The 26450-nt window shown below is 60.0% G+C and carries 27 protein-coding genes and 1 other RNA gene; 18 read left to right on the plus strand and 10 right to left on the minus strand.

Going from position 1 to position 26450, the window contains the following annotated elements:
- Nucleotides 1–9: 9 nt before the first annotated feature.
- Nucleotides 10–567 carry a GrpB family protein gene (locus J2X71_RS17915; RefSeq protein WP_310383491.1) on the plus strand — a complete coding sequence of 186 codons (558 nt, stop codon included), beginning with the start codon at nt 10–12 and terminating at the stop codon, nt 565–567.
- A gap of 59 nt (nt 568–626) precedes the next feature.
- Here the strand turns inward: J2X71_RS17915 and ssrS are convergent.
- The 3 genes from ssrS to J2X71_RS17930 form a co-directional block, all read right to left on the minus strand.
- A non-coding RNA gene (gene ssrS, locus J2X71_RS17920) (6S RNA) lies at nt 627–785 on the minus strand.
- A 59-nt stretch (nt 786–844) separates the two neighbouring features.
- Nucleotides 845–1222: a cell division protein ZapA gene (locus J2X71_RS17925; RefSeq protein ID WP_112968838.1), complete on the minus strand. Its 378-nt coding sequence runs from the start codon at nt 1220–1222 to the stop codon at nt 845–847.
- A 14-nt stretch (nt 1223–1236) separates the two neighbouring features.
- Nucleotides 1237–1512 carry a DUF4164 domain-containing protein gene (locus J2X71_RS17930; RefSeq protein ID WP_007826550.1) on the minus strand — a complete coding sequence of 92 codons (276 nt, stop codon included), beginning with the start codon at nt 1510–1512 and terminating at the stop codon, nt 1237–1239.
- A gap of 333 nt (nt 1513–1845) precedes the next feature.
- Here J2X71_RS17930 and tkt point away from each other — a divergent pair, with 333 nt between their 5' ends.
- The 7 genes from tkt (at nt 1846) to J2X71_RS17965 (ending at nt 11262) form a co-directional block, all read left to right on the plus strand.
- On the plus strand, nt 1846–3819 hold the full coding sequence (gene tkt, locus J2X71_RS17935; protein WP_113320868.1) for a transketolase: 1974 nt from the start codon (nt 1846–1848) through the stop codon (nt 3817–3819).
- 82 nt (nt 3820–3901) lie between these two features.
- Complete coding sequence (gene gap / locus J2X71_RS17940) at nt 3902–4912, plus strand: type I glyceraldehyde-3-phosphate dehydrogenase (protein WP_113320869.1); 1011 nt, start codon at nt 3902–3904, stop codon at nt 4910–4912.
- A gap of 111 nt (nt 4913–5023) precedes the next feature.
- Nucleotides 5024–5524, plus strand: coding sequence for a GNAT family N-acetyltransferase (locus J2X71_RS17945; protein WP_310383981.1), 501 nt, complete (start codon nt 5024–5026; stop codon nt 5522–5524).
- A gap of 283 nt (nt 5525–5807) precedes the next feature.
- On the plus strand, nt 5808–7658 hold the full coding sequence (locus J2X71_RS17950; RefSeq protein WP_310383496.1) for a potassium/proton antiporter: 1851 nt from the start codon (nt 5808–5810) through the stop codon (nt 7656–7658).
- A gap of 81 nt (nt 7659–7739) precedes the next feature.
- Complete coding sequence (locus J2X71_RS17955) at nt 7740–8942, plus strand: phosphoglycerate kinase (RefSeq protein ID WP_310383497.1); 1203 nt, start codon at nt 7740–7742, stop codon at nt 8940–8942.
- Between the two features lie 213 nt (nt 8943–9155).
- The gene (locus tag J2X71_RS17960; protein ID WP_310383500.1) at nt 9156–10181 is read left to right on the plus strand and encodes a class I fructose-bisphosphate aldolase; all 1026 of its coding nucleotides are present in this window, start codon (nt 9156–9158) and stop codon (nt 10179–10181) included.
- Nucleotides 10182–10341: 160 nt separating this feature from the next.
- Nucleotides 10342–11262 carry a PhzF family phenazine biosynthesis protein gene (locus J2X71_RS17965; RefSeq protein WP_310383502.1) on the plus strand — a complete coding sequence of 307 codons (921 nt, stop codon included), beginning with the start codon at nt 10342–10344 and terminating at the stop codon, nt 11260–11262.
- A 6-nt stretch (nt 11263–11268) separates the two neighbouring features.
- On the opposite strand, the gene J2X71_RS17970 is transcribed toward J2X71_RS17965, so the two are convergent.
- Entirely contained in the window at nt 11269–11436 is a 168-nt protein-coding gene (locus J2X71_RS17970; protein WP_183850680.1) for a hypothetical protein, read from the minus strand.
- 175 nt (nt 11437–11611) lie between these two features.
- Here J2X71_RS17970 and J2X71_RS17975 point away from each other — a divergent pair, with 175 nt between their 5' ends.
- The 3 genes from J2X71_RS17975 to J2X71_RS17985 all read left to right on the plus strand — a co-directional run bounded on the left by J2X71_RS17975 (nt 11612) and on the right by J2X71_RS17985 (nt 14097).
- The gene (locus J2X71_RS17975) at nt 11612–12892 is read left to right on the plus strand and encodes an MFS transporter (RefSeq protein ID WP_113320874.1); all 1281 of its coding nucleotides are present in this window, start codon (nt 11612–11614) and stop codon (nt 12890–12892) included.
- Between the two features lie 123 nt (nt 12893–13015).
- On the plus strand, nt 13016–13207 hold the full coding sequence (locus J2X71_RS17980; protein ID WP_310383507.1) for a DUF1192 domain-containing protein: 192 nt from the start codon (nt 13016–13018) through the stop codon (nt 13205–13207).
- Nucleotides 13208–13581: 374 nt separating this feature from the next.
- Entirely contained in the window at nt 13582–14097 is a 516-nt protein-coding gene (locus tag J2X71_RS17985) for a DUF1465 family protein (RefSeq protein WP_310383509.1), read from the plus strand.
- Between the two features lie 139 nt (nt 14098–14236).
- On the opposite strand, the gene rpmE is transcribed toward J2X71_RS17985, so the two are convergent.
- On the minus strand, nt 14237–14458 hold the full coding sequence (gene rpmE, locus J2X71_RS17990) for a 50S ribosomal protein L31 (protein WP_007826526.1): 222 nt from the start codon (nt 14456–14458) through the stop codon (nt 14237–14239).
- A gap of 193 nt (nt 14459–14651) precedes the next feature.
- On the opposite strand from rpmE, the gene J2X71_RS17995 reads away from it, so the two are divergent.
- The 5 genes from J2X71_RS17995 to J2X71_RS18015 all read left to right on the plus strand — a co-directional run bounded on the left by J2X71_RS17995 (nt 14652) and on the right by J2X71_RS18015 (nt 19769).
- Nucleotides 14652–16454, plus strand: a complete 1803-nt coding sequence (locus tag J2X71_RS17995; RefSeq protein ID WP_310383513.1) for an ABC transporter transmembrane domain-containing protein — start codon at nt 14652–14654, stop codon at nt 16452–16454.
- A 136-nt stretch (nt 16455–16590) separates the two neighbouring features.
- Nucleotides 16591–17580 (plus strand): tripartite tricarboxylate transporter substrate binding protein, encoded by a 990-nt coding sequence (locus J2X71_RS18000; protein ID WP_310383515.1) that lies wholly within the window; start codon nt 16591–16593, stop codon nt 17578–17580.
- Between the two features lie 170 nt (nt 17581–17750).
- The gene (locus tag J2X71_RS18005) at nt 17751–17939 is read left to right on the plus strand and encodes a YegP family protein (protein ID WP_192729246.1); all 189 of its coding nucleotides are present in this window, start codon (nt 17751–17753) and stop codon (nt 17937–17939) included.
- A gap of 230 nt (nt 17940–18169) precedes the next feature.
- Complete coding sequence (locus J2X71_RS18010) at nt 18170–18511, plus strand: YciI family protein (RefSeq protein ID WP_310383518.1); 342 nt, start codon at nt 18170–18172, stop codon at nt 18509–18511.
- Between the two features lie 7 nt (nt 18512–18518).
- A complete protein-coding gene (locus J2X71_RS18015; protein WP_310383520.1) occupies nt 18519–19769 on the plus strand; it encodes a DUF6596 domain-containing protein in 1251 nt (416 codons plus the stop codon).
- Here the strand turns inward: J2X71_RS18015 and J2X71_RS18020 are convergent.
- The 3 genes from J2X71_RS18020 to J2X71_RS18030 all read right to left on the minus strand — a co-directional run bounded on the left by J2X71_RS18020 (nt 19750) and on the right by J2X71_RS18030 (nt 22795).
- Nucleotides 19750–20778 carry a peptidoglycan -binding protein gene (locus tag J2X71_RS18020; RefSeq protein WP_113320880.1) on the minus strand — a complete coding sequence of 343 codons (1029 nt, stop codon included), beginning with the start codon at nt 20776–20778 and terminating at the stop codon, nt 19750–19752. The genes J2X71_RS18015 and J2X71_RS18020 overlap by 20 nt on opposite strands.
- A 3-nt stretch (nt 20779–20781) precedes the next feature.
- Nucleotides 20782–21882 (minus strand): flagellar motor protein MotA, encoded by a 1101-nt coding sequence (locus J2X71_RS18025; protein ID WP_310383523.1) that lies wholly within the window; start codon nt 21880–21882, stop codon nt 20782–20784.
- Nucleotides 21883–21994: 112 nt separating this feature from the next.
- Complete coding sequence (locus tag J2X71_RS18030; RefSeq protein WP_113320882.1) at nt 21995–22795, minus strand: inositol monophosphatase family protein; 801 nt, start codon at nt 22793–22795, stop codon at nt 21995–21997.
- Nucleotides 22796–23007: 212 nt separating this feature from the next.
- On the opposite strand from J2X71_RS18030, the gene J2X71_RS18035 reads away from it, so the two are divergent.
- Together J2X71_RS18035 and J2X71_RS18040 are read left to right on the plus strand one after the other, a co-directional pair.
- A complete protein-coding gene (locus tag J2X71_RS18035) occupies nt 23008–23586 on the plus strand; it encodes a TetR/AcrR family transcriptional regulator (protein ID WP_310383525.1) in 579 nt (192 codons plus the stop codon).
- 73 nt (nt 23587–23659) lie between these two features.
- Complete coding sequence (locus tag J2X71_RS18040) at nt 23660–24400, plus strand: 3-oxoacyl-ACP reductase family protein (RefSeq protein ID WP_310383527.1); 741 nt, start codon at nt 23660–23662, stop codon at nt 24398–24400.
- Nucleotides 24401–24460: 60 nt separating this feature from the next.
- On the opposite strand, the gene J2X71_RS18045 is transcribed toward J2X71_RS18040, so the two are convergent.
- On the minus strand, nt 24461–25558 hold the full coding sequence (locus J2X71_RS18045; protein ID WP_310383529.1) for a chemotaxis response regulator protein-glutamate methylesterase: 1098 nt from the start codon (nt 25556–25558) through the stop codon (nt 24461–24463).
- Between the two features lie 9 nt (nt 25559–25567).
- Complete coding sequence (locus J2X71_RS18050; protein WP_310383531.1) at nt 25568–26422, minus strand: CheR family methyltransferase; 855 nt, start codon at nt 26420–26422, stop codon at nt 25568–25570.
- Between the last annotated feature and the right edge of the window lie 28 nt (nt 26423–26450).

A 26450-nucleotide genomic window follows, 5' to 3' on the forward strand; every position in this document is an offset into this window, starting at 1 on the left:
GAGCGCTCCATGCCGATAGAAATTCTTCCGCCACGACAAAGCTGGATCGACGACTTCGTAAGCCTGAAGCAGGCTCTCCTGCGCGCAGCACCATCAGGTGCAGCGATCCATCATATCGGTTCTACCGCTGTGCCGGGCCTTCCGGCGAAGGGCATCATCGATATTCAGGTGAGCGTCGATGCTCTTGATCTGGTCGACGATGCCGCATTCGAGAGGGAAGGTTTCAAGCGTCGCGCGTTCGCGACCGACCACTGCCCGCCGGGTCTCGATTTGGCGGAAGGCGAGTTGCGAAAGCTGTTCTTCAAAAGTACGGGCCGGCTTGCGAATATCCATATCCGTGAAAAAGGCCGCTTCAACCAGCGTTATCCGCTTCTCTGCCGGGATTTCCTGCGCGCCCATCCGACGGCCGCTGCCGCCTATGGGCTGATCAAGCAACGCCTCGCAGGCTATTTCCCCGACAATGTCGATGCCTATTACGACATCAAGGATCCGGTCTTCGATACCATAGTGGAAGGCGCCTACGACTGGGCGAAGCTCATCGGCTGGAGCGAGCCACCAGGCGATTAAAACTGGACTTGTCGGAAGATATCGGCGCGGCTCACGAAGAAGCCGCCGAAAAGAGAAGAGCGCGATCCACACAACCGGTGGAAACTATCGATCCTGGGCGCCTACGAAAGTAGGTGGGCGCCGTATGTCCAGACCCACGAGCCCGGACAGGGACAGCTCCCTAAGGATCGGGTATGGCCCCGAGGATTCATTGTTCCTGTCGAGAAGCACAGACCGCGTGAGCGAATATAGGGACATTTGCAGCACCGCACCAGTGGGTCAGCACTGCTCTCCCAAATTAATTAAGCTCGGCAGGCGTACGGCCGTTCAGCTTGTCGGTAATGCCTTGAATACGGCTCGTGACTTCCGAAAGCGCCACTGCAATACCTTCTTCGGTGCGGGCGGTGGCGGCAATTACCGTGTCCCGATTGCTGCGAAGCGTCTCCAGCTCGGATTCCAGCCCGGCAACACGTCGCGTCAGCTCCGAGATCTCGTCCATGACCATGATTCCGGCCATGACGGTGATCCTGAGATCGCCGATTTCGCCGAACTGCCCCTTGAGATGGCCGACATAACGGTCGAAACGAACCGCGAGGTCAGTCAGATGATCTTCCTGCCCCTCTTCGCAGGCCATGCGATAGGCCTTGCCGTCGATCGTTACCGTTACCTGCGCCATGTTCTCAAGTCCTCTTAGCGGTCAAGAACCGCGCGGATCGTTTCCATCGCCGTCACCAGACGGCGCGAAACCTCGCGATTGACCTCTTCCAGCCGGTTCGCACGGAATTCGGCCTGGTCCAGCTCCTGGGCAAGACGCGAGCGATCGGCATGCACGCGGCGAACCTCGCCCTCGATCTCGCCTTGCTCGCGCTGGCGCTCGATACGCATGTCGACGGCGTTCTCGAGGCCCGAGATTGCCTGTTTCAGCTCCGTAAGCGCAGCTTCGATGGTTTTGCCGTTAGGCGTCATGTCTTTTCCGGTTCCCCGCACAAGACCCGCGAATCGGCCTCTGCCGCCGACCCTGTATTTTCAAGAGGATATGCAGCTAGGTTGGAGCGCGTCAATAAAGCCCCTCGGCTACCCCCTGCCCTATTCTGTGGATGAGCGATTTACACAAGCCTGCCACACAAGATTTGTCTTTTGTAAAACATAACGGTCAAATGTCAAAAATCGTCGCACCCGGCCGCCAAACGGCTTCCATTTTGTTGACTTGGCCGTTCCAACTGCTATGTCTCGACCGCTCTCATTGATGGTCTTGGCAGGCTCGAGGCCATCCTCAAACCCGGAACTAGCGGAAAAGCCATGACCTCACGCGAACAAAACGACCGGATGGCGAATGCGATCCGTTTCCTCTCCATGGACGCCGTCGAAAAGGCGAATTCCGGCCACCCGGGCATGCCGATGGGTATGGCGGATGTGGCAACGGTCCTCTTCACTAAATATCTCCGCTTCGATCCCCAGAAGCCGCACTGGCCGAACCGCGACCGCTTTGTTCTCTCTGCCGGCCACGGCTCGATGCTGCTCTACTCGCTGCTCTATTTGACCGGCTATCCGGACATGTCGGTCGAGGACCTGAAGCAGTTCCGCCAGCTCGGCTCCAAGACCGCCGGCCATCCGGAATATGGCCATGCCACCGGCATCGAAACGACCACTGGCCCGCTCGGCCAGGGCATTGCCAATGCCGTCGGCATGGCGATCGCCGAACGCAAGCTGCGCGAGGAATTCGGTCCGGACCTGCAGGACCACTACACCTACGTCATCAATGGCGATGGCTGCCTGATGGAAGGCATCAGCCATGAGGCGATCGCGCTTGCCGGCCACTTGAAGCTCAATAAGCTGATCCTCTTCTGGGACAACAACTCGATCACCATCGACGGCGCCGTATCGCTGTCGGACTCGACCGACCAGGTTGCCCGCTTCAAGGCCGTTCACTGGAACACGATCGAGATCGACGGTCACGACCAGGCCGCCATCGCAGACGCGATCGAAGCCGCTCACAAGTCCGACCGCCCGACCTTCATCGCCTGCAAGACGGTCATCGGCTTTGGCGCTCCGAACAAGCAGGGCACTCACAAGGTGCACGGCAACCCGCTCGGCGCCGACGAAATCGCTGCCACCCGCAAGGCGCTGAATTGGGACTACGAGCCCTTCGTCGTTCCCTCCGACATCCTCGACGCATGGCGCGCTGCCGGCACCCGCTCCGACAATATCGTCAAGGCATGGGAAGAGACGCTTTCCAAGTCGCCGTCTAAGGCCGAGTTCACCCGTCGTTTTGCCGGCGACCTGCCGGAGGGCTTCGACAAGGCCATCGACGACTACAAGAAGAAGCTCGCCGAGACCAAGCCGACGATCGCCTCCCGCAAGGCATCCGAAGATGCGCTTGAAGTCATCAACGGCTTCGTGCCGGAAACGCTTGGCGGCTCTGCCGACCTCACTCCGTCGAACAATACCAAGACCAGCCAGATGCATTCGATCACGCCGACGGATTTTGCCGGACGCTACATGCACTGGGGCATTCGCGAGCACGGCATGGCATCTGCCATGAACGGCATCTCGTTGCACGGTGGTCTTATTCCGTACGGCGGCGGCTTCATGATCTTCTCGGATTATTGCCGCCCGCCGATCCGCCTCGCCGCTCTCATGGGCATTCGTGTCATCCACGTGCTGACGCATGACTCGATCGGCGTCGGCGAAGACGGCCCGACCCATCAGCCGGTCGAACAGATTGCCAGCCTGCGCGCCGTTCCGAACCTGATGGTCTTCCGTCCGGCTGATGCCGTCGAAACGGCTGAATGCTGGCAGATTGCCATGAAGACGAAGAATCGTCCGTCCGGTCTGGCCCTTACCCGCCAGAACCTGACGACGGTCCGCACCGAGTATAATGAGAAGAACCTCTGCGAACTCGGCGCTTATACGCTCGCCGGCAATGCCGACGCCAAGGTCACGATCTTCGCTTCGGGGTCCGAAGTGGAACTCGCCGTTGCCGCCCGCGCAACGCTGGAAGGCAAGGGTATCAGCACCCGCGTCGTATCCGTTCCCTGCACCGAACTCTTCTTCGAGCAGCCGGATGCCTACCGCAAGGAAGTCATCGGCAACTCGCCGGTCAAGATCGCCGTCGAAGCTGCCGTTCGCGAGGGCTGGGATGCCTTTATCGGTCCGGAAGGCTCGTTCATCGGCATGAAGGGCTTCGGCGCATCCGGTCCGGCCAAGAAGGTTTTCGAGCACTTCGGCATCACGGCTGACGCCGTCGTCGCCGCTGCGGAAGCCAAGCTTTAACGGCCCAAGCATTAACGGGGGGTGCCTTCGGGCACTTCCTCATCTAGTATCAGCAAGCCCCACCTCTAGGGAGTGAATGCACATGACAGTCAAGGTTGCCATCAACGGTTTCGGACGTATCGGCCGCAACGTTCTTCGCGCCATCGTCGAATCTGGCCGCACCGATATCGAAGTCGTCGCCATCAACGACCTCGGCCCGGTCGAGACCAACGCCCACCTGCTCCGTTACGACTCCATCCATGGCCGCTTCCCGGCGACCGTGACGGTCGAAGGCGACACGATCACCGTCGGCAACGGCAAGCCGATCAAGGTTACCGCCATTAAGGACCCGGCTACCCTTCCCCATGGGGAATTGGGCGTCGATATCGCGATGGAATGCACGGGCATCTTCACCGCCCGCGACAAGGCTGCCGCTCACCTGACGGCTGGCGCCAAGCGCGTCATCGTTTCGGCTCCTGCCGATGGTGCTGACCTCACGGTCGTCTTCGGCGTCAACCATGACCAGCTCACCAAGGAGCATCTGGTCATCTCCAACGCTTCCTGCACCACGAACTGCCTCGTGCCGGTCGTGAAGGTTCTCGATGACGCCGTCGGCATCGACCACGGCTTCATGACGACCATCCATTCCTACACCGGCGACCAGCCGACGCTCGACACGATGCACAAGGATCTGTATCGCGCCCGCGCTGCTGCCCTCTCGATGATCCCGACCTCAACGGGCGCTGCAAAGGCCGTTGGCCTCGTGCTGCCGCACCTCAAGGGCAAGCTCGACGGCACCTCGATTCGCGTTCCGACCCCGAACGTTTCGGTCGTCGACTTCAAGTTCGTTGCCAAGAAGGCCACCTCCGTCGGCGAAATCAACGAAGCGATCAAGGCTGCCGCAAATGGCAAGCTAAAGGGCATCCTCGGCTACACCGATGAGCCGCTCGTTTCCCGCGACTTCAACCACGACAGCCACTCCTCGATCTTCGCAACCGATCAGACGAAGGTCATGGAAGGCAACTTCGTGCGCGTCCTGTCCTGGTACGACAACGAGTGGGGCTTCTCCAGCCGCATGTCCGACACGGCTGTCGCCTTCGCCAAGCTCATCTGACCGCAACGGCAAACGTGTTGACAAACGGCCCGGGAAACCGGGCCGTTTTGTTTATAGAGACTGCGTGGCAATGCTCGCTGGATCAAGTCGGAAGGACAGGACATGGTGCATCTGAATATTCGAAAGGCTGATCCCGGCGACGCCCGAGAACTCTCGGAAATTCTCAACGAGATTATAGCAATCGGCGGTACGACCGCCATCGAGACCCCTCTTTCGCCGGAGGAACTGGCCGATTGGTTCATAACAGGCGAATGGCCTCTAACGTGCCATGTCGCCGAGACCAGTTCTGGTCTCGCCGGTTTTCAATCCCTGAGCCTCTACGGAAACCCGCCGGAGGGCTGGGCCGATATCGCGACCTTTACCCGGCAGAACCCGAAGATACCGGGCGTTGGCACCGCACTTTTCGCGGCAACCCTTGCCGCCGCAGAAGAGCGCAATATCGAAGTCATCAATGCAACCATTCGCGCCGATAATACCGGCGGGCTGGCCTATTACGAGAAGATGGGCTTTCGCACCTATAATACACTGGAGAAAGTGCCGCTGAACGACGGTACGCCGGTGGATCGAATTCAGAAGCAATATCAGGTGAGCAAAGATAAAAACGGCCTCTAACGGCCGCATCAATAAAAAGTGCAGTGCTCCGCCTATCTGCCCTGCTCTCGCCTGAATTGCTTCTACATTCTTTATACAGACTTTTTCCCGTAGCATTCTTCACTGGTCCTCACCCCAAGGGCTGTCCAGCCGCATGATGCAGCAATGCAGTAGAGGTTAAGCCGCAAGGCCTACCCTTCTGGTGTATTTTGCCGTTTACTAAAGGATCGCACTGGGCGCGGAGGGGCAAGGGACAGGCCGGGGGCGGCTTCGGGATGGCGTGATGAGGCGAAAGGGGCAGGGCATGGAAGCGTTTTACATAGTGGTGCTCGTTGCGACAGCGCTTGTGCTTCTTGCTGCCTTTTCGAGCCTCCTTGCCTTCCGCTTCGGCGCCCCCCTCCTTCTGCTGTTCCTGATGATCGGGCTTGCCGCCGGTGTCGATGGTCTCGGCATCGAATTCAGCAATAACTATCTGGCCTATGTTCTGGGCTCGATCGCCCTTGCGATCATCCTCTTCGATTCCGGCTTCGGCACGCCGATGCAGGCCTTCCGCATCGCCGCGGTGCCGTCGCTGACGCTGGCCTCGATCGGCGTGCTTCTGACCGCAGCACTCTTCGCCTTCGCCGCCCGCTGGCTGCTCAACTTCACCTGGCTGGAAGGCATGCTGCTCGGCTCCATCGTTGCCTCCACCGATGCCGCCGCCGTCTTCTTCCTGTTGCGCATCGGCGGCATCAATATCAGAGACAAGGTGCGTTCCACGCTGGAAGTTGAATCCGGCACCAACGACCCGATGGCGATTTTCCTGACCATCGCACTGGTCGAGGTTCTCGCGAGCGGCGAACGTTACGCCGGCATCAATATCGGCATGCTCGCCATGTTCATCCAGCAGATGGGCCTTGGCGTCATCCTCGGCCTGCTCGGCGGCATGATGATCGTGCTGATCGCCGGCCGGCTGGAAACGGATCGCGGCCTGACACCGATCTTCGTGCTGGCACTCGCTCTGCTCGTCTTCTCCTTCACCGGTGCGGTAGGCGGTAGCGGCTTCCTTGCGGTCTATGTCGCCGGCATCTATGCCGGAAACCGCAAGATGCAGGCGATCGGCACCATCAGACGCTTTCAGGACGGCATGACCTGGCTTGCCCAGATCATCATGTTCCTCGTGCTCGGCCTGCTGGCGACGCCTTCACAGTTTCCTGTCATCATCGTGCCGGCGATCCTGCTGGCATTGTTCCTGATCTTCGTCGCCCGGCCGCTCGCCGTCTGGCTGTCTCTGCTGCCTTTCGATTATACGCAGCAGGAAATCGGCTTTGTCGCCTGGGTCGGCCTGCGCGGCGCCGTATCCATCCTGCTTGCCATCATGCCGATCCTCGGCGGGCTGCAGCATAGCCAGATCTATTTCAACACCGCCTTCATCATCGTGCTCGTCTCGCTACTCGTACAGGGCTGGACGATCAAACCGGTTGCCAAGCGCCTCGGCCTCATCATCCCGCCGCGTATCGGCGCGGTCGACAAGGTTGAGGTCGACCTGCCGGGCGCCGCCAATCACGAGCTGCTTTCCTATCGCGTCGTCAAGGACAGCCCGGTTCTGCGCGGCGAGCGCATCCCGCGCTGGGCAGCACCCTCGCTCGTGATCCGTGACGGCAAGTCGATGCGTTATCAATATGCCGGGCGCCTCAGGGAAAACGATCTCGTCTACCTTTTCATCGCACCCAGTTATTCGCGCCTGCTCGACCGGCTCTTCGCCAGCCGCGCACCTGTTGATGAGGACGACGCGGAATTCTTCGGCGCCTTCGCGCTGTCGCCGGCCCGTCCCGCCGCCGATCTCGATGCTGCCTATGGTCCAGGCCTTCTCAATGAATCCGAGAAGGGTCTGACGATCGCCGAACTGATGAAACAGCGCCTCGGCGGCAAGGCGGACTATGCCGATCGCGTCCGTCTCGGCTCACTCATCCTCATCGTCCGTGATCTCGACGACCAGGATCACATCACCTCCGTCGGCATGTCGTTGGAGGCAGTGGAGCCTGCCATTACGCTGCCGATCTTCATCAATCTGCACGAGATTATCCAGCGCACCCGCGAGCGTATGAAGGGCCGCAAAAAGCATGAGGCAACGGCTGCGGAAAGCGCTGCCGGACGTGACGAAAGCCCGCGCTAAAACGGCCGCCGACTGCCTTGCGTCTCCCCCGATCCTTGCTATGGTCGGCGCAATTTACGCCAACCACGAACGGATCCTCCCATGGCAGCTTTCAAGACACTCGACGATCTCAACGACATCGCCGGCAAGCGCGTTCTCGTCCGCGTCGACCTCAACGTCCCGGTCAAGGATGGCAAGGTTACGGACACGACCCGCATCGAGCGCGTCGCGCCGACGATCCTTGAACTGTCGAAAAAGGGCGCCAAGGTCATTCTGCTCGCCCATTTCGGCCGCCCGAAGGATGGCCCCTCGGCAGAATTCTCGCTTTCGCTGGTTGCCCCCTCCGTCGAGCAGGTGCTTGACCATGCCGTGCTGACGGCTTCCGACTGCATCGGCGAGGCAGCCGCTTCCGCCGTCGCGAAGATGAACAATGGCGATATCCTGCTCCTTGAAAACACCCGCTTCCACAAGGGCGAGGAAAAGAACGATCCTGATTTCACCAAGGCGCTCGCCGCAAACGGCGATATCTATGTGAACGACGCCTTCTCGGCCGCGCACCGCGCCCACTCCTCCACCGAAGGTCTTGCCCATCATTTACCGGCTTATGCGGGGCGCACCATGCAGGCCGAACTTGAGGCACTGGAAAAGGGCCTCGGCAACCCGGTCCGTCCGGTCGTCGCAATCGTCGGCGGTGCCAAGGTCTCCTCCAAGATCGACCTTTTGATGAATCTCGTGAAGAAGGTCGACGCGCTCGTCATCGGCGGCGGCATGGCCAACACCTTCATCGCCGCCCGCGGCACCGATGTCGGCAAGTCGCTTTGCGAGCATGATCTCGCCGATACCGCCAAGCAGATCATGATCGAGGCCGCCACCGCCGGCTGCGCCATCGTTCTGCCGGAAGACGGTGTCGTCGCCCGTGAGTTCAAGACAGGTGCCGCCAATGAGATCGTCTCCATCGAAGCCATTCCGGCCGATGCCATGGTCCTCGATGTCGGTCCGAAGTCGATCGATGCCGTCAAGGCTTGGATCGAACGCGCCACTACGCTCGTCTGGAATGGTCCGCTCGGCGCCTTTGAAATTGAGCCCTTCGACGCAGCGACCGTCGCGGCCGCGAAATACGCCGCCGAACGCACCAAGGCCGGCAAGCTCACGTCAGTTGCAGGCGGTGGTGATACGGTCTCGGCGCTGAACCATGCCGGCGTTGCCGAAGAGTTTAGCTATGTTTCGACCGCGGGCGGCGCCTTCCTTGAATGGATGGAAGGCAAGGAGTTGCCGGGTGTGGCCGTTCTCTCCGCTAACCGATAAGCCGATTCGGCAGATATTCCAGCAGGATAGACCGCGGAGCAAACGCTTCCGCGGTCTTTTGCCCAAGAAGAGAAAAAATTCCCGAACTTTCAAACGATTGAAATCATTTCAATCGTTTCAATGACTTAGCACTCCCTTTTTTCTCCCTATAAACTTCTGTTATCCGGGTTCTATATTATCAATTCTACCGGGTTTCATTGTGGAGAGAACGAGATGAGCGAACGATTGGAAGACATTGCAGTTAAGATGGTTGCTGGTGGTCGGGGCCTGCTTGCAGCCGATGAATCGACCGCTACCATCAAGAAGCGTTTCGACGCGATCAATCTTGAATCGACCGAAACCAGCCGGCGCGATTATCGCGAGATGCTCTTCCGCTCCGACGAAGCGATGAAGAAGTACATTTCCGGCGTCATCCTCTATGAGGAAACCCTGTATCAGAAGGCCGCCGACGGCACGCCCTTCGTCGACATCATCAAGGCTGCCGACAGCATCCCGGGCATTAAGGTCGACATCGGCGCCAAGCCGATGGCAAAATACCCAGGTGAAACCGTCACCGAGGGCCTCGACGGCCTCGCAGACCGCCTCGCCAAATATTATGAGGCCGGCGCCCGCTTCGCCAAGTGGCGTGGCGTCATCGCCATCTCGCAGACGCTGCCGAGCCGCGGTTCCGTCCGCGCCAATGCCCAGGCGCTTGCCCGTTATGCTGCGCTTTGCCAGGAAGCCAAGATCGTACCGATTGTCGAGCCGGAATGCCTAATGGACGGCAAGCCGGGCGACCACAATATCGACCGCTGCGCCGAAGTGACTGAGGCCACGCTGCGCATCGTGTTCGAGGAACTGGCCGATGCCCGTGTCAGCCTCGAGGGCATGATCCTGAAGCCGAACATGGTCATCGACGGCAAGAATGCCCGCAAGGCCTCCGTCGCCGAAGTTGCGGAGCGTACAGTCCAAGTCCTGAAGCGCACGGTCCCGTCATCGGTTCCGGGCATTGCCTTCCTCTCCGGCGGCCAGACCACGGAAGAGGCCACAGCCCATCTCTCCGCAATCAACTCCGGTTATGAGCTGCCCTGGTTTGTCACCTTCTCCTACGGCCGCGCCCTGCAAGACAGCGCGCTCAAGGCCTGGAACGGCAAGCAGGAAAACGTCGCCGCCGGCCAGCGCGAATTCTCTCATCGCGCCGAAATGAACAGCCTCGCCGCCAAGGGCAACTGGAAGGCCGAACTCGAAAAGGCTGCATGAGCTTTTGAAGCTTGAGAGAATGAGACAGGCGGCGAACATCTTCGCCGCCTGTTTTATTTGTGCCTGCCTGTCGCGAAGGCGATTTGTCATGGCGACAAGATAATCCTTCGCCGCAATCGCTGGCCTCGCTAATCATGGCGCCTTAACCATTGGAGCCGCCATGAACAGCCTGCCCTACATCACCGTCGACGTCTTCACCTCCACCCGCTTCGAGGGAAATCCGCTCGCGGTCATGAGCGACGCCAGGGGCATCAGCGACGCGGCAATGCAGAAGATCGCCGCCGAATTCGGCTATTCAGAAGTCACCTTCGTGCTTCCTCCGGAAAACCTTCAAAACACGGCAAGGGTGCGCATCTTCACGCCGACGATGGAGATACCCTTTGCCGGTCATCCCAATGTCGGCACCGCCTATGTACTCGGTCAGCAGAGTGAAATCTTCGGCCGCCCCATCGGCGATACGTTGCGGTTCGAGGAGAAGGCCGGCCTCGTTGAGGTCGCCCTGCAGCGCAGCGAAGGTCGTGTCACCGCAGCGACGATCCGCGCTCCACGACCGCTTGAAGTAGAAGACACGATACCCGATGCGGTCATTGCCAGCTGCATCTCCATCGACCCGGCGTCGATCCGCAAGAACACGCATGCCCCGGTCGTCGTCTCCGTCGGCCTGAAATTTGCCGTTGCCGAACTCGAAAGCCTCGAGGCTCTGGCCGCGGCAAGCCCTAATATCAACGGCTTCCAGGCTGCGGCCAAGTCTATGACCGGCAGCCATGATTTCTCTCTGTTTCTCTACGTTCGCCCCTCCGCTACGCCATGGAAGATCCGCGCGCGCATGTTCGCGCCGCTGGACAACGTCATCGAAGATCCGGCGACCGGCAGCGCTTCGGCAGCCCTTTCCGCCTATCTCGTCTCACTCCTGCCGGAGGCGGACATCAGCCGGCACGTGACGATCGAACAGGGCGTGGAAATGGGCCGGCGCAGCATCATCGAACTTGATGTGGTCAAGAAGGCCGGCACAGTCACCGACGTGACGATCTCGGGAACCTGCGTGCCGGTCATGAAAGGCGAGATCATCCTGCAGGGCTGAACCTGCCTATTGCACCAGGAAATCGCGCGCCAGCAGCGCCACCGCCCAGATGGCAAAGGCAATCAGCGCGATCTTCCAGAAATCCATCCGGCGGCGCAGCCCCGGATAGCCGAGCGGCTTGATGATCTGGATTGCCATGGCAAGGATGAGCAGCAAAGCTATCAGCTTTGTCATGGCTTTATTTTTTCCATCTATCAGAATGTCACAGGACGGACATTTTTTCACGCGAACAGAGAATATCTACTCGCCGTAAAGGCATTCCGGGACACAATCAACATTCTTATGGACTGGGCAGATACAGGTCTCGCCTTATGTCCTTTTTCAAAGCGAACACGCCGAGTCTGGGGATATGACAAGAAATCTGCTGTCCGTCGCTGCGCTGCTCTTTGGCACGCTCTTCCTTTTCATGGGCAACGGACTGCAGGGCATTCTGCTTCCCGTACGCGGAAACCTGGAAGGTTATGCAACGACCACACTGGGCCTGCTCGGCACGTCCTGGGCGGCGGGCTTCGTCATCGGCTGCCTTGTCGCCCCGAAGATGGTGCGCCGCGTCGGCCATGTACGCGCCTTCTCCGGCTTCATCGCCATTATCGCCATCATCGCGCTGGTCAGCGGCATCATCATCGACCCGGTCTGGTGGGTCATCCTGCGCGCCGTCACCGGCTTCTCAACCGCTGGCACCTCGATGATCATCGAAAGCTGGTTGAACGAGCGGGCGAACAATGAAAGCCGCGGCGCGATCTTCTCGCTCTATATCGGCATCACCCTTCTGGGCGTCGTGGGCGGCCAGCTGATGATTCCGCTGGAAGACGTGCGCACACCGGTGCTCTTCATGATCTGCGGCATCTTCTACTGCATCGCCATGCTACCGACGACGCTCTCGACCGCCGCTTCGCCGCAGCCACTGAAAGCGGTGAAACTCGATCTGCCTGCGCTCTATCGCAATTCGCCCGTCTCCTGCCTTGGCATCCTGCTCGTCGGCATCGCCAACGGTGCCTACGGTACACTCGGCGCCGTCTTCGGCGCGGGTGCCGGCCTCTCCGACACCTCGATTGCGGTGATGATGAGTGCCACCATCTTTGCCGGTGCCATCATGCAGCTTCCGGCTGGGCGCCTCTCCGATCGCATCGACCGCCGTTATGTGCTGGCGGCCATGTCAGCCATCGCAGCGCTCGCCGGCCTCCTGATCTTCGTGCTGCACCCCTCATCCCCTGTCTTCCTGATCGGCCTTGTCATCCTCTACGGCGCCGTCGCCAATACGCTCTATCCGATCGCCGTCGCCCATGCGAACGACTTTGCCGCGTCGGAGGATTTCGTAAAGGTCTCGGGCGGCCTGCTGCTTCTTTACGGCATCGGCACCGTCATCGGTCCGACGATCGGCGGTCCGGTCATGTCGATCATCAGCCCGCATGCGCTCTTCCTGGTGACGGCGCTCGCCCATCTTCTGATTACCGGCTATGCCATCGTCAGGAGCCGCATTCGCGCAGCCATTCCGGCAAGCGACCGCGATGCCTATACGACGATCCCGACAGCAACATCTCCTACTCTCACGCCGCAAAGCATGTCGCTTGCCGATCGCGGCTCCAACAAGTCTCCCGAAACCGGCGATCCTGCTGTAAAGTTCGGCTGACGAACTGACGCATGTTGCGCAAAACTGTGCAGCGGTTTTGCTATAACGACATGCCGGAAACGGAGACTTAAAGCGTGGAGGCGAACCTGGAAGATCGCGACACGGTTTAAAGGAGGAGCGACAATGAGCTTGATGGATGACGACAGGCCGCAGAAGAAGACCGCACACGAGATCGGCTCCGATCTCTCCCTGCTTTCGGTGGACGAGCTGAAGGCGCGCGTGGAACTCTTGAAAACCGAGATCGCGCGGCTCGAAGCCGAGGCAGCCAAGAAGGCTTCCGGCCGGCTTGCCGCCGAAAGCCTTTTCCGATCATAAGACTGTGAACGAGCAACTATTGCTTCGAAATTACTTTCACTAAGTCTTAAATTGGAACGACATTAATAAAAAATTAAGCTTTATAAGATATTACTCAAACTGTTCAGATCCTTCTGAACCTCAGACAGTTTTCCAAGCGGTGAATTGGTCTGATTTTTCTCCCTGTTTTACCTTGAGAGCCGCTTTTGCGGCTCTTCTTTTTCGCGCTGCCTTAGATCTTTCCACGAAACTGTGGAGATTAACCTTTTCTTAAGAAACGGCTTGCGCAATTAGGTTAAAGATACCATCTTGAAATCATAAAGACCGGCCTAGGAAACTTTTCCGCGGAAACCGGCGTTACCTGATAGTAGATGCGTGCAACAGGGATTCTTTAGATGTCGGAACTTGGATTGAATACAATCAGTTTTGCGGGCCGCGCTGCCGCATCCTCGCAGTTCAAGACGCTGTATGCAGAGGGCATGTCGCTGGTCGAAGAAACCGCATCCTACCTCGACGGCCAGGGCCGCGCAGCCTCCAAGGTTCTGCCGCGTATGGCCTCGGTCCTTTACGCGGCTGAATCGATGCGCCTGACCACCCGCCTCATGCAGATGGCTTCCTGGCTGCTCCTTCAACGCGCCGTCAACAATGGCGAGATGTCTCGCGATCAGGTTCTGGCCGAGAAGAACAAGGTTCGGCTCGACGGCTTTAATGTCGACCGCAACGCTCCGGGCTGGGGCGACCTGCCGGAATCCTTCCGCGATCTCGTAGAGCGCTCGCTTCGCCTGCAGAACCGCATCGCCTTGCTCGACCGCGAAATCTATCGCCCGTCAGAAGCTGCGATCGTCCCGGACAACCAGAACAGCGTCCAGGCTCAGCTTTCCCTGCTGCAGACGGCCTTCGGCAACAACTGATCTGGCATCCATCATAGAATTTCATGGAACCGGCTGCGGCAACGCGGCCGGTTTTTTGTTTGCTCACCGGTACAGACCCGAAAAACAAAAAGCCCGGCACGAGACCGGGCTTTTGAATATTCCGCCAAGCGGATGCGAATTAGAGGCCGAGGCCGCCGAAACGCTTGTTGAACTTCGAAACACGGCCGCCGCGGTCCATCAGCTGCTGGTTACCGCCGGTCCAGGCCGGGTGCGACTTGGAGTCGATTTCGAGGTTCATGACAGCGCCTTCCGAACCCCAGGTCGAGCGGGTTTCGTACTCGGTGCCATCGGTCATGACTACCTTGATGACGTGGTAGTCGGGATGGATGCCTTCCTTCATGACAATCTTCCTGCGATGCCGGGGTTCAATTTGCCGCAGACAGTTGCGGGGAAAGAACCGATTGAATAAATGAAGCCGCAGTCGTGAAGGCTACGGCTTCCCATTAGGATGCGGTGCCTATACATGAAGGGCGCCGGGATAACAAGGGCCAAGGAGCCGCAATACGCGGTCTTTGAGGGCGATCGGAGACGATTTGGCAGAGCAGGCAGAGCTTGGGGAAAATAAGTCGCGTTCGCTAAGGCCGCTCGGCAGGTTGACACCTTATGTGGCGCGTTATCGCGGCCTAGTCGCGGGCGCTCTGGTTTCGCTGGCGCTCGCCGCCGTCACATCGCTTGCTATACCGCTTGCCGTGCGCCGCATGATCGACCACGGCTTCACCCAGGCCGATGGTACCTTCATCAACAGCTACTTTGCCATGCTGATGATCATGGCCATCGTGCTCGCCGTCGCCAGCGCTCTTCGCTATTATTTCGTCATTACCATCGGCGAACGCATCGTTGCGGATCTGCGCCGTGACGTCTTTGCTCATGTCACACAGCTCTCACCCTCGTTCTTCGACGTCAACCAGTCGGGCGAGATCGTCTCGCGGCTGACGGCCGACACCACGCAAATCAAATCGGCCGTCGGCGCCACGGCTTCCGTAGCGCTCCGCAACCTGATCCTCTGTATCGGTGCGCTCGGTATGATGATCGTGACCTCGCCGAAGCTCTCGAGCCTCGTCATCGTCGCGATCCCGGTCATCGTCTTTCCGCTGGTCGCCGGCGGGCGATCGGTGCGCAAGCGCTCCCGCGCGGCACAGGATACACTGGCAGAGGCTTCCGCCTTCGCCAATGAGACGATCGCTGCAACCCGCACCGTGCAGGCATTCAACGCCGAAACCGCCGCAGCGGACCGTTACGGCTCGGCTGTCGAATCCGCCTATCAGGCCGCACGTTCCGCCGTCTCCTCCCGCGCCCTGCTGACGGGCATCGCCATCACCCTGATCTTCGGCAGCGTGGTCGCCGTTCTCTGGTTTGGCGCCCATAGTGTCCTCGCTGGCACGCTTTCGGCCGGCACACTCGGGCAGTTTCTGCTCTATGCGGTCATCGCAGCCGGATCGCTCGGCGCACTGTCGGAAGTCTGGGGCGAGCTTTCGCAGGCAGCAGGTGCAGCCGACCGCCTGACTGAGCTTCTCGACGAAGTCTCGCCGATCACCGCCCCCGCAAATCCGCAGCCATTGCCCTCGCCTGCCCAGGGCCGCGTGGAATTCGACGGCGTGCACTTCGCCTATCCGTCTCGTCCAGGCAAATCGGCCCTGCACGGACTGGATTTCACGGTGCTGCCAGGAGAAACAGTAGCAATCGTCGGTGCATCCGGCGCCGGCAAGAGCACGGTCTTCTCGCTGCTGCTGCGCTTCTACGATCCGCAACAGGGTAGCGTGAAGATTGACGGTGTCGACGCCCGGCAGGCAGATCCGGACGCCTTGCGACAGCGCATTGCTATCGTGCCGCAGGATGTCACCATCTTCGTCGCCTCGATCCACGACAATATCGCTTTCGGTGTTCAAGGCGCCACGCGCGAGCAGATACGCGCCGCCGCGATCGCGGCCCAGGCCGATGAGTTCATTAATCGGCTGGACAAAGGCTACGATACGCAAGTCGGCGAACGCGGCATAACGCTATCCGGTGGCCAGCGCCAGCGCATCGCCATCGCCCGCGCGATCCTGAAGAACACACCTATCCTGCTTCTGGACGAAGCGACCTCGGCCCTTGACGCCGAGAGCGAAACGCTTGTGCAGAGGGCGCTTGACGGGCTTATGCATGGCCGCACTACGATTGTCATCGCCCACCGTCTCGCCACTGTTCTCAAGGCCGACCGCATTCTCGTCATGGATCAGGGCCGTGTCGTCGAGGAAGGCACACATCAGAGCCTGATCCGGCACGGCGGCATCTATGCAAAGCTCGCCAGCCTGCAATTCGATGCAGCCAACGAGGATGTGCTGGCAGCCGCCAAATAGCTGCCTCATACGTCATCGCGACTAAAGTCTGATCGCATAGCTCCCCGGACGCGGTTGCCTTTGCGGCAACCTGCCCTAACCTCCCTATGCCCGAGGTAGGGGCCCTTGCTGTTGAAATCTGTGGGAGGAGATTCGAATGGCGCTTTCTGATATTACCCGTCGCATGAGCCTGGCGCTCGGCTTTGGCCTGCTCGCAGCGGCCACAGGAACGGCCGCATCGGCCCAGAGCTTTCCTGACCGATCCATAACCATGATCGTGCCTTTCGCGGCCGGAGGCTCGACCGATGTCGTCGCACGTATCGTCGCGCAGAAAATGTCCGAAGATCTCGGCCAGCAGGTCATCGTGCAGAATGTTGCGGGAGCCGGCGGCAATCTCGGCGCTGACAACGTCGCGCGTGCTGCGCCGGACGGCTATACGATCCTGATGGGCACTGTCGCCACCCACGCGCTCAATCCGCTGATCCTGAAATCGACGCCTTATGATGCCGAGAAGGATTTCGCGCCGATCTCGTTGCTCGTGGTCGTTCCGAATGTGCTGGTCGTCAATCCGGAACTGCCCGCAAAGAACGTGCAGGAATTGATCGCGCTCCTGAAAGCCGATCCGGACAAATACAGTTACGCCTCATCCGGCAACGGCACACCGCTGCATCTTTCCGGCGAACTTTTTAAAAGTATGGCCGGCGTCGACATGCAGCATATTCCCTATAAGGGCGCTGGACCGGCACTGAACGACGTCATTGGCAACCAGGTGCCGATCATGTTCGACAACCTGCCCTCGTCGTCTAGCCACATCAAGGCCGGCACGTTGCGGGCACTCGCCGTAACGACCGCCGAACGCGCGTCATCCTTCCCCGATATTCCGACCATCGCCGAATCCGGTATTCCCGGATACGAGACCTATACGTGGAATGCGCTCTTTGCACCGGCCAATACGCCGGCCGATGTGATAACCCGCCTCAACGCCTCCGCCAAGAAGGCGTTGACCGATCCGGCCGTTGCCGAGCGGATGAAGGAATTCAGTGCAACGATCGTCGGTTCCACGCCGGAAGAACTCGGCGCTCACGTGAAGGCCGAGCTTGCGAAATGGAAACCGGTCGTGGACGGCGCCCATATCCAGATGGAATGAGCACAACGGAAGGGGACAGCGTGCCGTTAGCCCCTTTTCTCACGCCCGATCCAACCGGCGGCAATTGGACGCCATGCAATTGAATTCTAATTAAGGTAGTGGAAAAGCTCACAATTCTGAGCTAGCTTTCGGGAGGCTGATGCATGATTTCAGCTTACCAGGAGGGATCCATGTACAGATTTGAAGTTTACAAGGATAAGGCCGGTGAATTCCGCTTCCGCTTCAAGGCGTCGAACGGCGAGACCATGTTCTCGTCCGAAGGCTACAAGGCGAAGGCATCTGCAATGAACGCCATCGAATCCATCAAGAAGAATTCGCCTGGCGCTGACGTAGTGGATCAGACAAAGGCGGAAGCCTGACTGAAGCGGAGGCGGCATCAGTCGCCTCCAGCACTTTCCGCTCAGCGTATTTTTCGCGCACTTTTCCATGTGATCAATTTTTTCGACCGCAATGTCGAAATGAGGACGACTGAGACCTCATTGTTTCGGAACGGCTTGAGGCCGCGCCACCGAAGCATTGCAGCATGGGCGAATTCGGCTTTAGATGCTGCCTGCCCGGTCAAACGCCCCTAGAGGATCAGGAGTTTCCGATGCAATACGCACTTATCATCCGTGAATCCGCAGAAGACTTCATCCGCCGCAGCGACCCTGCCTACCGCGATGGTTGGACGGCCTACACCAAGGCACTGGTGCAAGCCGGAATCTTGACCGCCGGTGCCGGCTTGACCCCGCCTGAGACAGGCACGATCGTGCGTCGCAAGGGCGACGACCATGATGTACAGGATGGCCCGTACCCGGAAGGCAAGGAATCGCTTGGCGGCTTCTACGTGATCGACGTGCCCGATCTCGATACGGCGCTCGAATGGGCCACGCGCGTTCCCGTCTCCGAACAGGGCTCGGTGGAAATACGGCCCCGGCTGCAGGTCGCGTGAGGCCGTTGTGACATCAGATGCGGGCCGTGCTGCCGAGAAGGTGGCACGGCAATCCTACGGCAAGCTCATCGCCTTCCTTGCCGCTCGCTCCCGCGATGTTCCGGCGGCGGAGGACGCATTGTCTGATGCGCTGGCGGCCGCGTTGCGGGTCTGGCCCGAGCGGGGCATTCCCGACAATCCGGAGGGCTGGCTGCTCACCGCAGCCCGCCGCAACCTCATACAGGCTGCCCGCCATCGAACTGTCCGCGACAATGCCAGCGAAACGATTGCGCTGGCCGTCGAGGAGGCCGAGGAGCGTATGAACGATGCACGAAACGCCGACTTTTCCGATGAACGGCTGAAGCTTCTTTTTGCCTGCACGCACCCGGCAATTGACCGGTCCGTTCACACACCGCTGATGCTTCAGACCGTGCTCGGCATTGATGCGAAGACAATCGCACAGGCCTTCGTCGTCTTGCCGGATACCATGAGCCAGCGCCTGGTGCGGGCCAAGGTCAAGATCCGCGACGCCGGCATTCCCTTCGCCATCCCCGAGCGGCAGATCCTGACGGAACGGCTGGCGGGCGTACTCTCGGCAATCTATGCCGCCTATGGGCTCGGCTGGGATGGGCTCGATGGCGAAGGAGACAGTCGCACGGGCCTGACCGATGAGGCGATCTGGCTTGGCCGCGCACTCATGACCATGCTGCCCGAGCAGCCGGAGGTCATCGGGCTGCTCTCACTAATGCTTTATTGCGAGGCGAGAAGGCACGCACGGCGTGATGCCGATAGCGCTTACATACCGCTTGAGGAGCAGGATACCGGTCTCTGGAACGAAATCATGCTCGCAGAAGCCGACACGTTGCTGCGCAAGGCGGGCACCTTCGACCGCTTCGGTCCGTCCCAGTGCCAGGCGGCGATCCAGGCCGTCCACGCCACGCGCCGCCGGACGGGCACGACGGATTGGAAGGCGCTTATTACCCTCTACCGGGCACTCATCGCGATGAAACCGACACTCGGCTCAAAGGTCAGCCATGCCGCCGTCGTCGGCAGGGTCGATGGCGCAGCCCCGGCGATCGCCCTGCTGGACGGACTGGAACAACGGGGCATCGCCAGCTACCAGCCTTACTGGGCAGTGCGGGCGCATCTGCTGGCAGACCTTGGCGAAAGCGATGCCGCAGTAGAAGCCTACAGGATAGCGATCGGCCTCAGCGACAGTCCCGCCGTCCGCACCTTCCTCACTGGCAAACTTCAGGCCGTTATTTCTCGGTCAGCTTGAGCTCGATACGGCGGTTGGTGGCGCGCGCTTCCGGCGTATCGCCGGGTGCGATCGGCTGGAATTCGCCAAAACCTGCCGCAACGAGCCGGTCTGCGGGCACACCCTGCGCGATTAGGAACTTCACGACCGAAATCGCGCGGGCGGATGAAAGCTCCCAGTTGTCGCGGTAGCGGCCTGAGCCCGACAGCGCGACATTGTCCGTATGCCCGTCAACACGCAGCACCCAGTTGATCTCAGGCGGAATTTCCTTGGCAAGGTCGAGCAAGGCGGCGGCAAGCTTTGCCATTTCCGTTTGGCCATCCGGATTGAGGTCGGCTCCGCCAGACGGGAACAGCACTTCCGACTGAAAGACGAAACGGTCGCCGACGACGCGAATGTTCTCGCGATCGGACAGGATTTCGCGCAAGCGGCCGAAGAAGTCCGAGCGGTAGCGATTGAGTTCCTGCACACGCGCAGCCAGCGCCACGTTCAGGCGGCGGCCGAGGTCGGCGATTTTCGTCTGCGAAGTCTGATCCTTCTCCTCGGAAGCCTGAAGTGCTGCCTCGACAGCAGCGATCTGGCTGCGCAGCGCCGCGATCTGCTGGTTGAGGAGCTCGACCTGGCTGAGGGCACGGTCGCTGACCTGCTTCTGCTCATCGAGCTGCTGCGTCAGCGTTCCGATCTGCTGCTTTGCCGCATTCTGGCCGCCCGTACCGGCGCTGAGAAGCGCCTGCAACCGCGTACGCTCGCCCTCGGCACTCGCAAGCGACGCCTGCAGATTGGCGACCGAATCCTGAAGATCCTGATTGCTGCCCTTCTCGAGCGCCAACAACTGCGTGAGCTCGTTGATCTGACCGTTCAGACGCGTCAGCACCTCGTCACGGCCGCTGATTTCGCGGCTGAGAATGAACTGGCCGACAACGAAAACCGTGAGGATGAACATGATGGCGATGAGCAGCGTCGATAGAGCATCGACGAAGCCCGGCCAGTAGTCCACCGCGCGTTGGCGGCGGTTGCGGCCAAGAGGCATGGCTTACTTGCCCTCGCTCTTTTCGATCTGGCCGGACCGTTCGCGCACTCTGTCGCTGCCGCGGTCTTGCACACCGATGCGTTCAGCCAGCCGATCGAGCGTGCGGCGCATCGCCTTTGCCTCGTCCTGCTGGACCTCGATCCAGTCGCGCAGCATCTGCTGCTCGTTGCGCATGTTCTTGACGAGACCCTGAATGCCTTCGGCAAGGCTTGCCATCGCGGCAACCGACCGCTGGCTGGACGCGCCGTCCCCTTCGGCGACCTTTCGCAGATATTCCGACAGGGCCTTCATATCTTCCGATGAGCCACCGGAAACGCCATCCAGCGCCGGCACCGGAATGTCGGAGCCGACATCGGTAACCGAGGAGAGCCAGTTTTCCAGCTCCGTATAGAAACGGTTCTGCGCACGTCCGGCCTGCAGATCGAGGAACCCGAGGATCAGCGAACCCGAAAGACCGAGCAGCGAAGACGAGAAAGCCTGGCCCATGCCGGAAAGCGGCATCGCAAGCCCTTCCTTCAGCGTCGAAAGCACATCGCCCGTGCCATTCGAGCCGGCATCGAGCGACTGGATGACAGAGCTGATCGAGCCGATCGTGCCGATAAGGCCCCAGAAGGTACCGAGCAGGCCGAGGAAGACGAGCAGGCCAATGAGATAGCGGGAAACGTCACGCGATTCGTCGAGGCGGTTGGCAATCGAATCCAGAATGGAGCGCAGCGCGGTGGTCGATAATGCAACCCCCGACCTGCTACGATTTCCGATCAGCGCCCGCATTGGCGCGAGCAGCCGCGGATTGCGGTTCACCTTGTCGGCACTGCCAGCAGCGCGGAAAGAATTGAACCAGCGTACTTCCGGGCGAAGCGACAACACATGATTGAAAACGAGAATGATTCCAACGGCAAGAACGCCGACGATGAGACCATTCAGGCCCGGGTTATGCATGAAGGCAGTCTGTGTCTGCCGGAACAGGATCGCCGCTATGAAGCCCACGATGATGAGGAACAACACCATCGTCCAGAAGAACGACATGGGGCTGGAGAGTTTGTAAGCGTAGCCACCGGCCGTCTTCTCGGTCGAGCCGAACTCGGCCACATTCACATTTTCCATAGGTTCCTCGGCCTCCGGACTCATTACAGCCGAAGACTAGATCAACATTGTGCCAAATTGAAGTATGCGCGGGCGAAAAGCCGGACTTTACAACAGGCTGTTGCCCAGATCGTCACTTGGTCGGAACCGGTCGCTTGACCACTTCCGTGAGCGCTTTGTGGATGTGCTCGTTGCCGGCAATGATCGCACCGGTCTCCAGAATTGACGCCCCGCCGTCCCAGTCAGTCGCATAACCACCCGCTTCACGGATGAGCAGAATACCGGCCGCCATGTCCCAGGGCGACAGCGCCACTTCCCAGAAACCGTCGAAACGACCGGCGGCCACATAGGCAAGATCAAGCGAGACTGCGCCCATGCGGCGGATGCCGGCGACTTCGCCCATGACATGGCGCAGTTCGATCAGGAACTTGCCGTGATTGCCGCGGCCAAGATGCGGCACGCCGCAGCCGATGACGCTGTCGGAGAGCACCCGGCGCGAGGCGACGCGCAGGCGGCGATCGTTGAGGAACGCGCCGCCGCCACGCTCGGCAGTGTAGAGCTCGTCCGTCGCCGGATTGAAGACCACGCCTGCGACAATCTCATTGTTGCGCTCAAGCGCGATGGAAACGGCAAAGGCCGGGATACCGTGCAGGAAGTTGGTCGTGCCATCCAGCGGATCGACGATCCAGCGGTGCGCACCGTCGGTACCCTTGATCTCTTCGCTCTCTTCGCCAAGGAAGCCATAAGTCGGACGAGCCTTGAGAAGCTCTTCCTTGACGATCTTTTCGGCCTTGCGGTCGGCATTCGAAACGAAGTCGCCCGGTCCCTTCACGGATACCTGCAGGTTCTGCACTTCCCCGAAATCACGCCCCAGCGACTTGCCTGCCTTGATGGCAGCCTGAACCATGACATTGAGAAGAGCTGAACGGGCCATGTGGGCATTTTCCTTGGATAATACGGGACGCACTGTCAGGGGCGGGATATGTCCCTGAACGCCGGAAGCGACAGCGCTGCATAGATTGGCGGCCTCAAGACCACAAAATCGGGGAAATTTCAAGGGGAATGCCGCATGGCAGGGTTACAGCACGAAAGGATAGTTCCTAAATTATTCTGGACAGATCAGTCTAGAAACCTTATTGAGGCATCATGGCAAGGCATAAGGAATTCGATCGCGACACCGCACTCAAGGCGGCCATCACCGTGTTCACCGAACACGGCTACGAGGGCACGTCCACGGATGCGCTGCTGTCGGCCATGAAGATCAGCCGGCAAAGCATGTACGATACTTTCGGCGACAAGCGCAGCCTCTATCTGGCAGCGCTCGACCGCTACAATCTCGACAGCGTCTCTCAACTCGTGGCCGATCTGCACCGCGATACGACACCGTTGAAAGCTTTGGAAGAGACGCTCATCGCCTTTGCCTCCCGTCCGGAAACCGAAGCCGGCCGTGGCTGCCTTGGTGTCAGCGCCGTATGCGAGTTCGGTCGCACGGACAGTGCGGTCTCTGATCTGACAGACAAGGCATCCCGCCTGCTTTCATCCGCCGTGCAGACAATCCTTGAGGAAGGCAAGAAGCGGGGCGAGGTTGCAGATGATGTCGATACCACCGATGCCGTGTACTTCCTCGGCTCGACCCTGTCAGGCATGAAGGTCAGCGCCCGCAATGGCGCCTCCCCCGAAGCGCTTCGCGGGATAGCCCGCCTCGCCATTCGAAGCCTCCGGTAAAACCTGGAAGTCCAAACCCGATTTCGCATGCCCAATTCAAGACTAAACAGTCCAAAAAAGGAAGGAAACCACAATGTCCCAACCACTCTCCGGCAAGATCGCCCTCGTAACCGGTGGCTCGCGCGGTATCGGTGCCGCAATCGTCCGCCGCCTCAGCAGCGACGGTGCGGACGTTGCGTTCACCTATTCCGCCTCCGGCGACAAGGCGAAGGCCATCGTTGCCGAAATAGAGGCGAAGGGTGCGAACGCGCTGGCCATCAAGGCAGACAGCGCTGATCCGAAGGCCGTTCAAGATGCGGTCGATGAGACTGTCTCGACGTTCGGTGGCATCGACATTCTCGTCAACAGCGCCGGAATTCTCATGTTGAATCCAGTAGAGAATTTCCCCCTCGAAGACTTCGACCGCATGTTTGCGGTCAACGTCCGCGCAGTCTTCGCCGGCACGCAGGCGGCCGCGCGCCACATGAAAGCAGGCGGGCGCATCATCACCATCGGCAGCATCGTCGCCGAGCGGAGCGGCTTTCCAACCTCTTCGGTCTATTCCATGACCAAGGGTGCGGTCGCTGCCATGACACGCGGCCTTGCCCGCGATCTTGGCCCGCGCGGCATCACCGTCAACACTATTCAGCCAGGCCCGACGGCGACGGACATGAACTCGAACGAAGCCAGCCATGAGATGCTGAAACAGTTGATGGCGCTCGGCCGCATCGGCGAGGACAAGGAAATCGCCAGCTTCACCGCCTATCTCGCCAGTCGCGAGGCCTCCTTCATCACCGGCGCCAGCCTGACGATCGACGGCGGCTATCTGGCCTGATTCAGACAAGCGAACGGCGGCGCAGATACGCCGCCGTTCCATTGTTCAATGCTCGGAAATTCAGGATTTCTGCTGTGTGATCAGCACTTCGCGGGCGATCTGGTCGAGCGGCAGAATTCGGTCGACACCGCCCTTGGCGATCGCTTCCTTGGGCATGCCGAAAACAACCGAGGTCGCTTCATCCTGCGCGACGGTATAGGCGCCGGCCTGATGCATTTCCAGCATGCCACGCGCACCATCGTCTCCCATTCCGGTCATGATGATGCCCATCGCGTTCGAACCGGCCGAACGGGCAGCGGAACGGAAGAGCACATCGACGGACGGGCGGTGGCGGGAAACCAGCGGCCCCGGCTTGACGGACACGTAATAACGCGCGCCCTGGCGCTCCAGCAGCATATGCTTGTCGCCCGGCGCAATCAGCACATGGCCGCGCAATACCGGATCGCCATCGGCCGCTTCCTTGACCTCGACTTCGCAGAGACCGTTGAGGCGCTTGGCGAAAGCCGCTGTGAATTTTTCCGGCATGTGCTGGACGATGACCATGCCCGGCGCATTGGCCGGCAGCGCTTCCAGAAACTCGCGCAGGGCTTCCGTTCCGCCCGTTGAAGCGCCGACGCAGACAACCATTTCCGTCGTTTTCGCCATCGCCCGACCGGTCGGCGGCGGCAACATCGCATCGGCCGTCAGCTTCTTGGCCGGCCCCTCTGCCGAAGCCGAGCGGATGCTGCCTGCAGCGCGGCGCACATTGGTAAGCCGCGCATGCGAGGCACTCTTGACCACTTCGCGGATGCGCATTGCATCATCGGCCAGACTATCTGCCGCACCGATCTTGGATTTCAAGATGACGTCGACAGCACCCGCCTCAAGCGCCTGAAGCAGAGTTTCCGAACCCGCTTCCGTCAGCGAGGAGCACATGACGACCGGGATCGGCCGCTGCGACATGAGCTTGCGCAGGAAGGTGATACCATCCATGCGCGGCATCTCGACATCAAGGGTGATGACATCAGGGATCTCTTCCTGGATCTTGCGCGCCGCCATGAACGGGTCGGAAGCCACGGCCATGACTTCGATCTCCGGGTCTTCTTCCAGAACCCGTGCCAGCGTCTGCCTGACACTGGCGGAATCGTCAATGATGAGGACGCGGACTTTTTTGGCCATAGTATCCCCTCAGATGCGCTGGAACACCGTATTCGAAACCTGCTTCAAGGGAAGGTCGAAGCCGGTGATCGATTCCGAGTGACCGATAAACATGTAACCGCCCTTCGCGAGGCAATTGCAGAGACGGGTGAGCACCCCACCCTGCGTCTGCTTGTCGAAGTAGATCAGCACGTTGCGGCAAAAGATAAGGTGCATCATGTCGCCAATAGGATATTTCTCATCCATCAGGTTCATGCGGGCAAAGCCGACACGGCTGCGCAGCTTCGGCGAGATGCGAACCTCGCGGCGACCCTGCTGCTTGGCAACCATAACATATTTCTTCTGCAGGTCGCGCGGCACCGGAGCGATCAGATCTTCCGCATAAATACCCTTGCGCGCTGTCTGCAGCACATCGGTGGAGAGATCGGTCGCCAGCACATTGTAGGAGACATCGCTTCGGTTCTCGACGAACTCGGCCAGCACCATAGCCATCGTATAGGGCTCTGCACCCGTCGAGCAGGCAGAACTCCATGTGCGGATCGTCCGCAGGCCGCTGTCGGCGAGCGTCGGCAGGGCGACCATCTGCATATATTCGAAATGTTTGGCTTCCCGGAAGAAGTCGGTCTTATTGGTCGTCACGACGTCGATCAGGTAGACAGTCTCCTGCTCGAGACCATCCTCGTTGAACAGGAAATCACAATAGTCGTCGAAGCTCGCATGGCGCGTGGCGCGCAAACGCCGGCGCAGCCGGCCCTCCAGCATCGTCAGCTTCGTCGGCGGCATCTTGATGCCGCTATAGTCATAGATGAACCGTGCCAGCTTGTCGAAATTACGCTTGCTGATCCTGTCACCCGGCAATTGGGTTTCTACCGCTGCCATACTCATAAAACGCGACGCTCCGAACAGGTCTTGA

The organism is Rhizobium sp. 1399 (assembly GCF_031455475.1).
In the GTDB taxonomy this organism is placed as follows: Bacteria; Pseudomonadota; Alphaproteobacteria; order Rhizobiales; family Rhizobiaceae; genus Rhizobium.

Coding starts and splice junctions, on each gene's coding strand:
- J2X71_RS17915 (WP_310383491.1), top strand. CDS start 10: ATGCCGATAGAAATTCTTCCGCCACGACAAAGCTGGATCGACGACTTC.
- J2X71_RS17925 (WP_112968838.1), bottom strand. CDS start 1,222: ATGGCGCAGGTAACGGTAACGATCGACGGCAAGGCCTATCGCATGGCC.
- J2X71_RS17930 (WP_007826550.1), bottom strand. CDS start 1,512: ATGACGCCTAACGGCAAAACCATCGAAGCTGCGCTTACGGAGCTGAAA.
- tkt (WP_113320868.1), top strand. CDS start 1,846: ATGACCTCACGCGAACAAAACGACCGGATGGCGAATGCGATCCGTTTC.
- gap (WP_113320869.1), top strand. CDS start 3,902: ATGACAGTCAAGGTTGCCATCAACGGTTTCGGACGTATCGGCCGCAAC.
- J2X71_RS17950 (WP_310383496.1), top strand. CDS start 5,808: ATGGAAGCGTTTTACATAGTGGTGCTCGTTGCGACAGCGCTTGTGCTT.
- J2X71_RS17955 (WP_310383497.1), top strand. CDS start 7,740: ATGGCAGCTTTCAAGACACTCGACGATCTCAACGACATCGCCGGCAAG.
- J2X71_RS17960 (WP_310383500.1), top strand. CDS start 9,156: ATGAGCGAACGATTGGAAGACATTGCAGTTAAGATGGTTGCTGGTGGT.
- J2X71_RS17965 (WP_310383502.1), top strand. CDS start 10,342: ATGAACAGCCTGCCCTACATCACCGTCGACGTCTTCACCTCCACCCGC.
- J2X71_RS17970 (WP_183850680.1), bottom strand. CDS start 11,436: ATGACAAAGCTGATAGCTTTGCTGCTCATCCTTGCCATGGCAATCCAG.
- J2X71_RS17975 (WP_113320874.1), top strand. CDS start 11,612: ATGACAAGAAATCTGCTGTCCGTCGCTGCGCTGCTCTTTGGCACGCTC.
- J2X71_RS17980 (WP_310383507.1), top strand. CDS start 13,016: ATGAGCTTGATGGATGACGACAGGCCGCAGAAGAAGACCGCACACGAG.
- J2X71_RS17985 (WP_310383509.1), top strand. CDS start 13,582: ATGTCGGAACTTGGATTGAATACAATCAGTTTTGCGGGCCGCGCTGCC.
- rpmE (WP_007826526.1), bottom strand. CDS start 14,458: ATGAAGGAAGGCATCCATCCCGACTACCACGTCATCAAGGTAGTCATG.
- J2X71_RS18000 (WP_310383515.1), top strand. CDS start 16,591: ATGGCGCTTTCTGATATTACCCGTCGCATGAGCCTGGCGCTCGGCTTT.
- J2X71_RS18005 (WP_192729246.1), top strand. CDS start 17,751: ATGTACAGATTTGAAGTTTACAAGGATAAGGCCGGTGAATTCCGCTTC.
- J2X71_RS18010 (WP_310383518.1), top strand. CDS start 18,170: ATGCAATACGCACTTATCATCCGTGAATCCGCAGAAGACTTCATCCGC.
- J2X71_RS18020 (WP_113320880.1), bottom strand. CDS start 20,778: ATGCCTCTTGGCCGCAACCGCCGCCAACGCGCGGTGGACTACTGGCCG.
- J2X71_RS18025 (WP_310383523.1), bottom strand. CDS start 21,882: ATGGAAAATGTGAATGTGGCCGAGTTCGGCTCGACCGAGAAGACGGCC.
- J2X71_RS18030 (WP_113320882.1), bottom strand. CDS start 22,795: ATGGCCCGTTCAGCTCTTCTCAATGTCATGGTTCAGGCTGCCATCAAG.
- J2X71_RS18035 (WP_310383525.1), top strand. CDS start 23,008: ATGGCAAGGCATAAGGAATTCGATCGCGACACCGCACTCAAGGCGGCC.
- J2X71_RS18040 (WP_310383527.1), top strand. CDS start 23,660: ATGTCCCAACCACTCTCCGGCAAGATCGCCCTCGTAACCGGTGGCTCG.
- J2X71_RS18045 (WP_310383529.1), bottom strand. CDS start 25,558: ATGGCCAAAAAAGTCCGCGTCCTCATCATTGACGATTCCGCCAGTGTC.
- J2X71_RS18050 (WP_310383531.1), bottom strand. CDS start 26,422: ATGAGTATGGCAGCGGTAGAAACCCAATTGCCGGGTGACAGGATCAGC.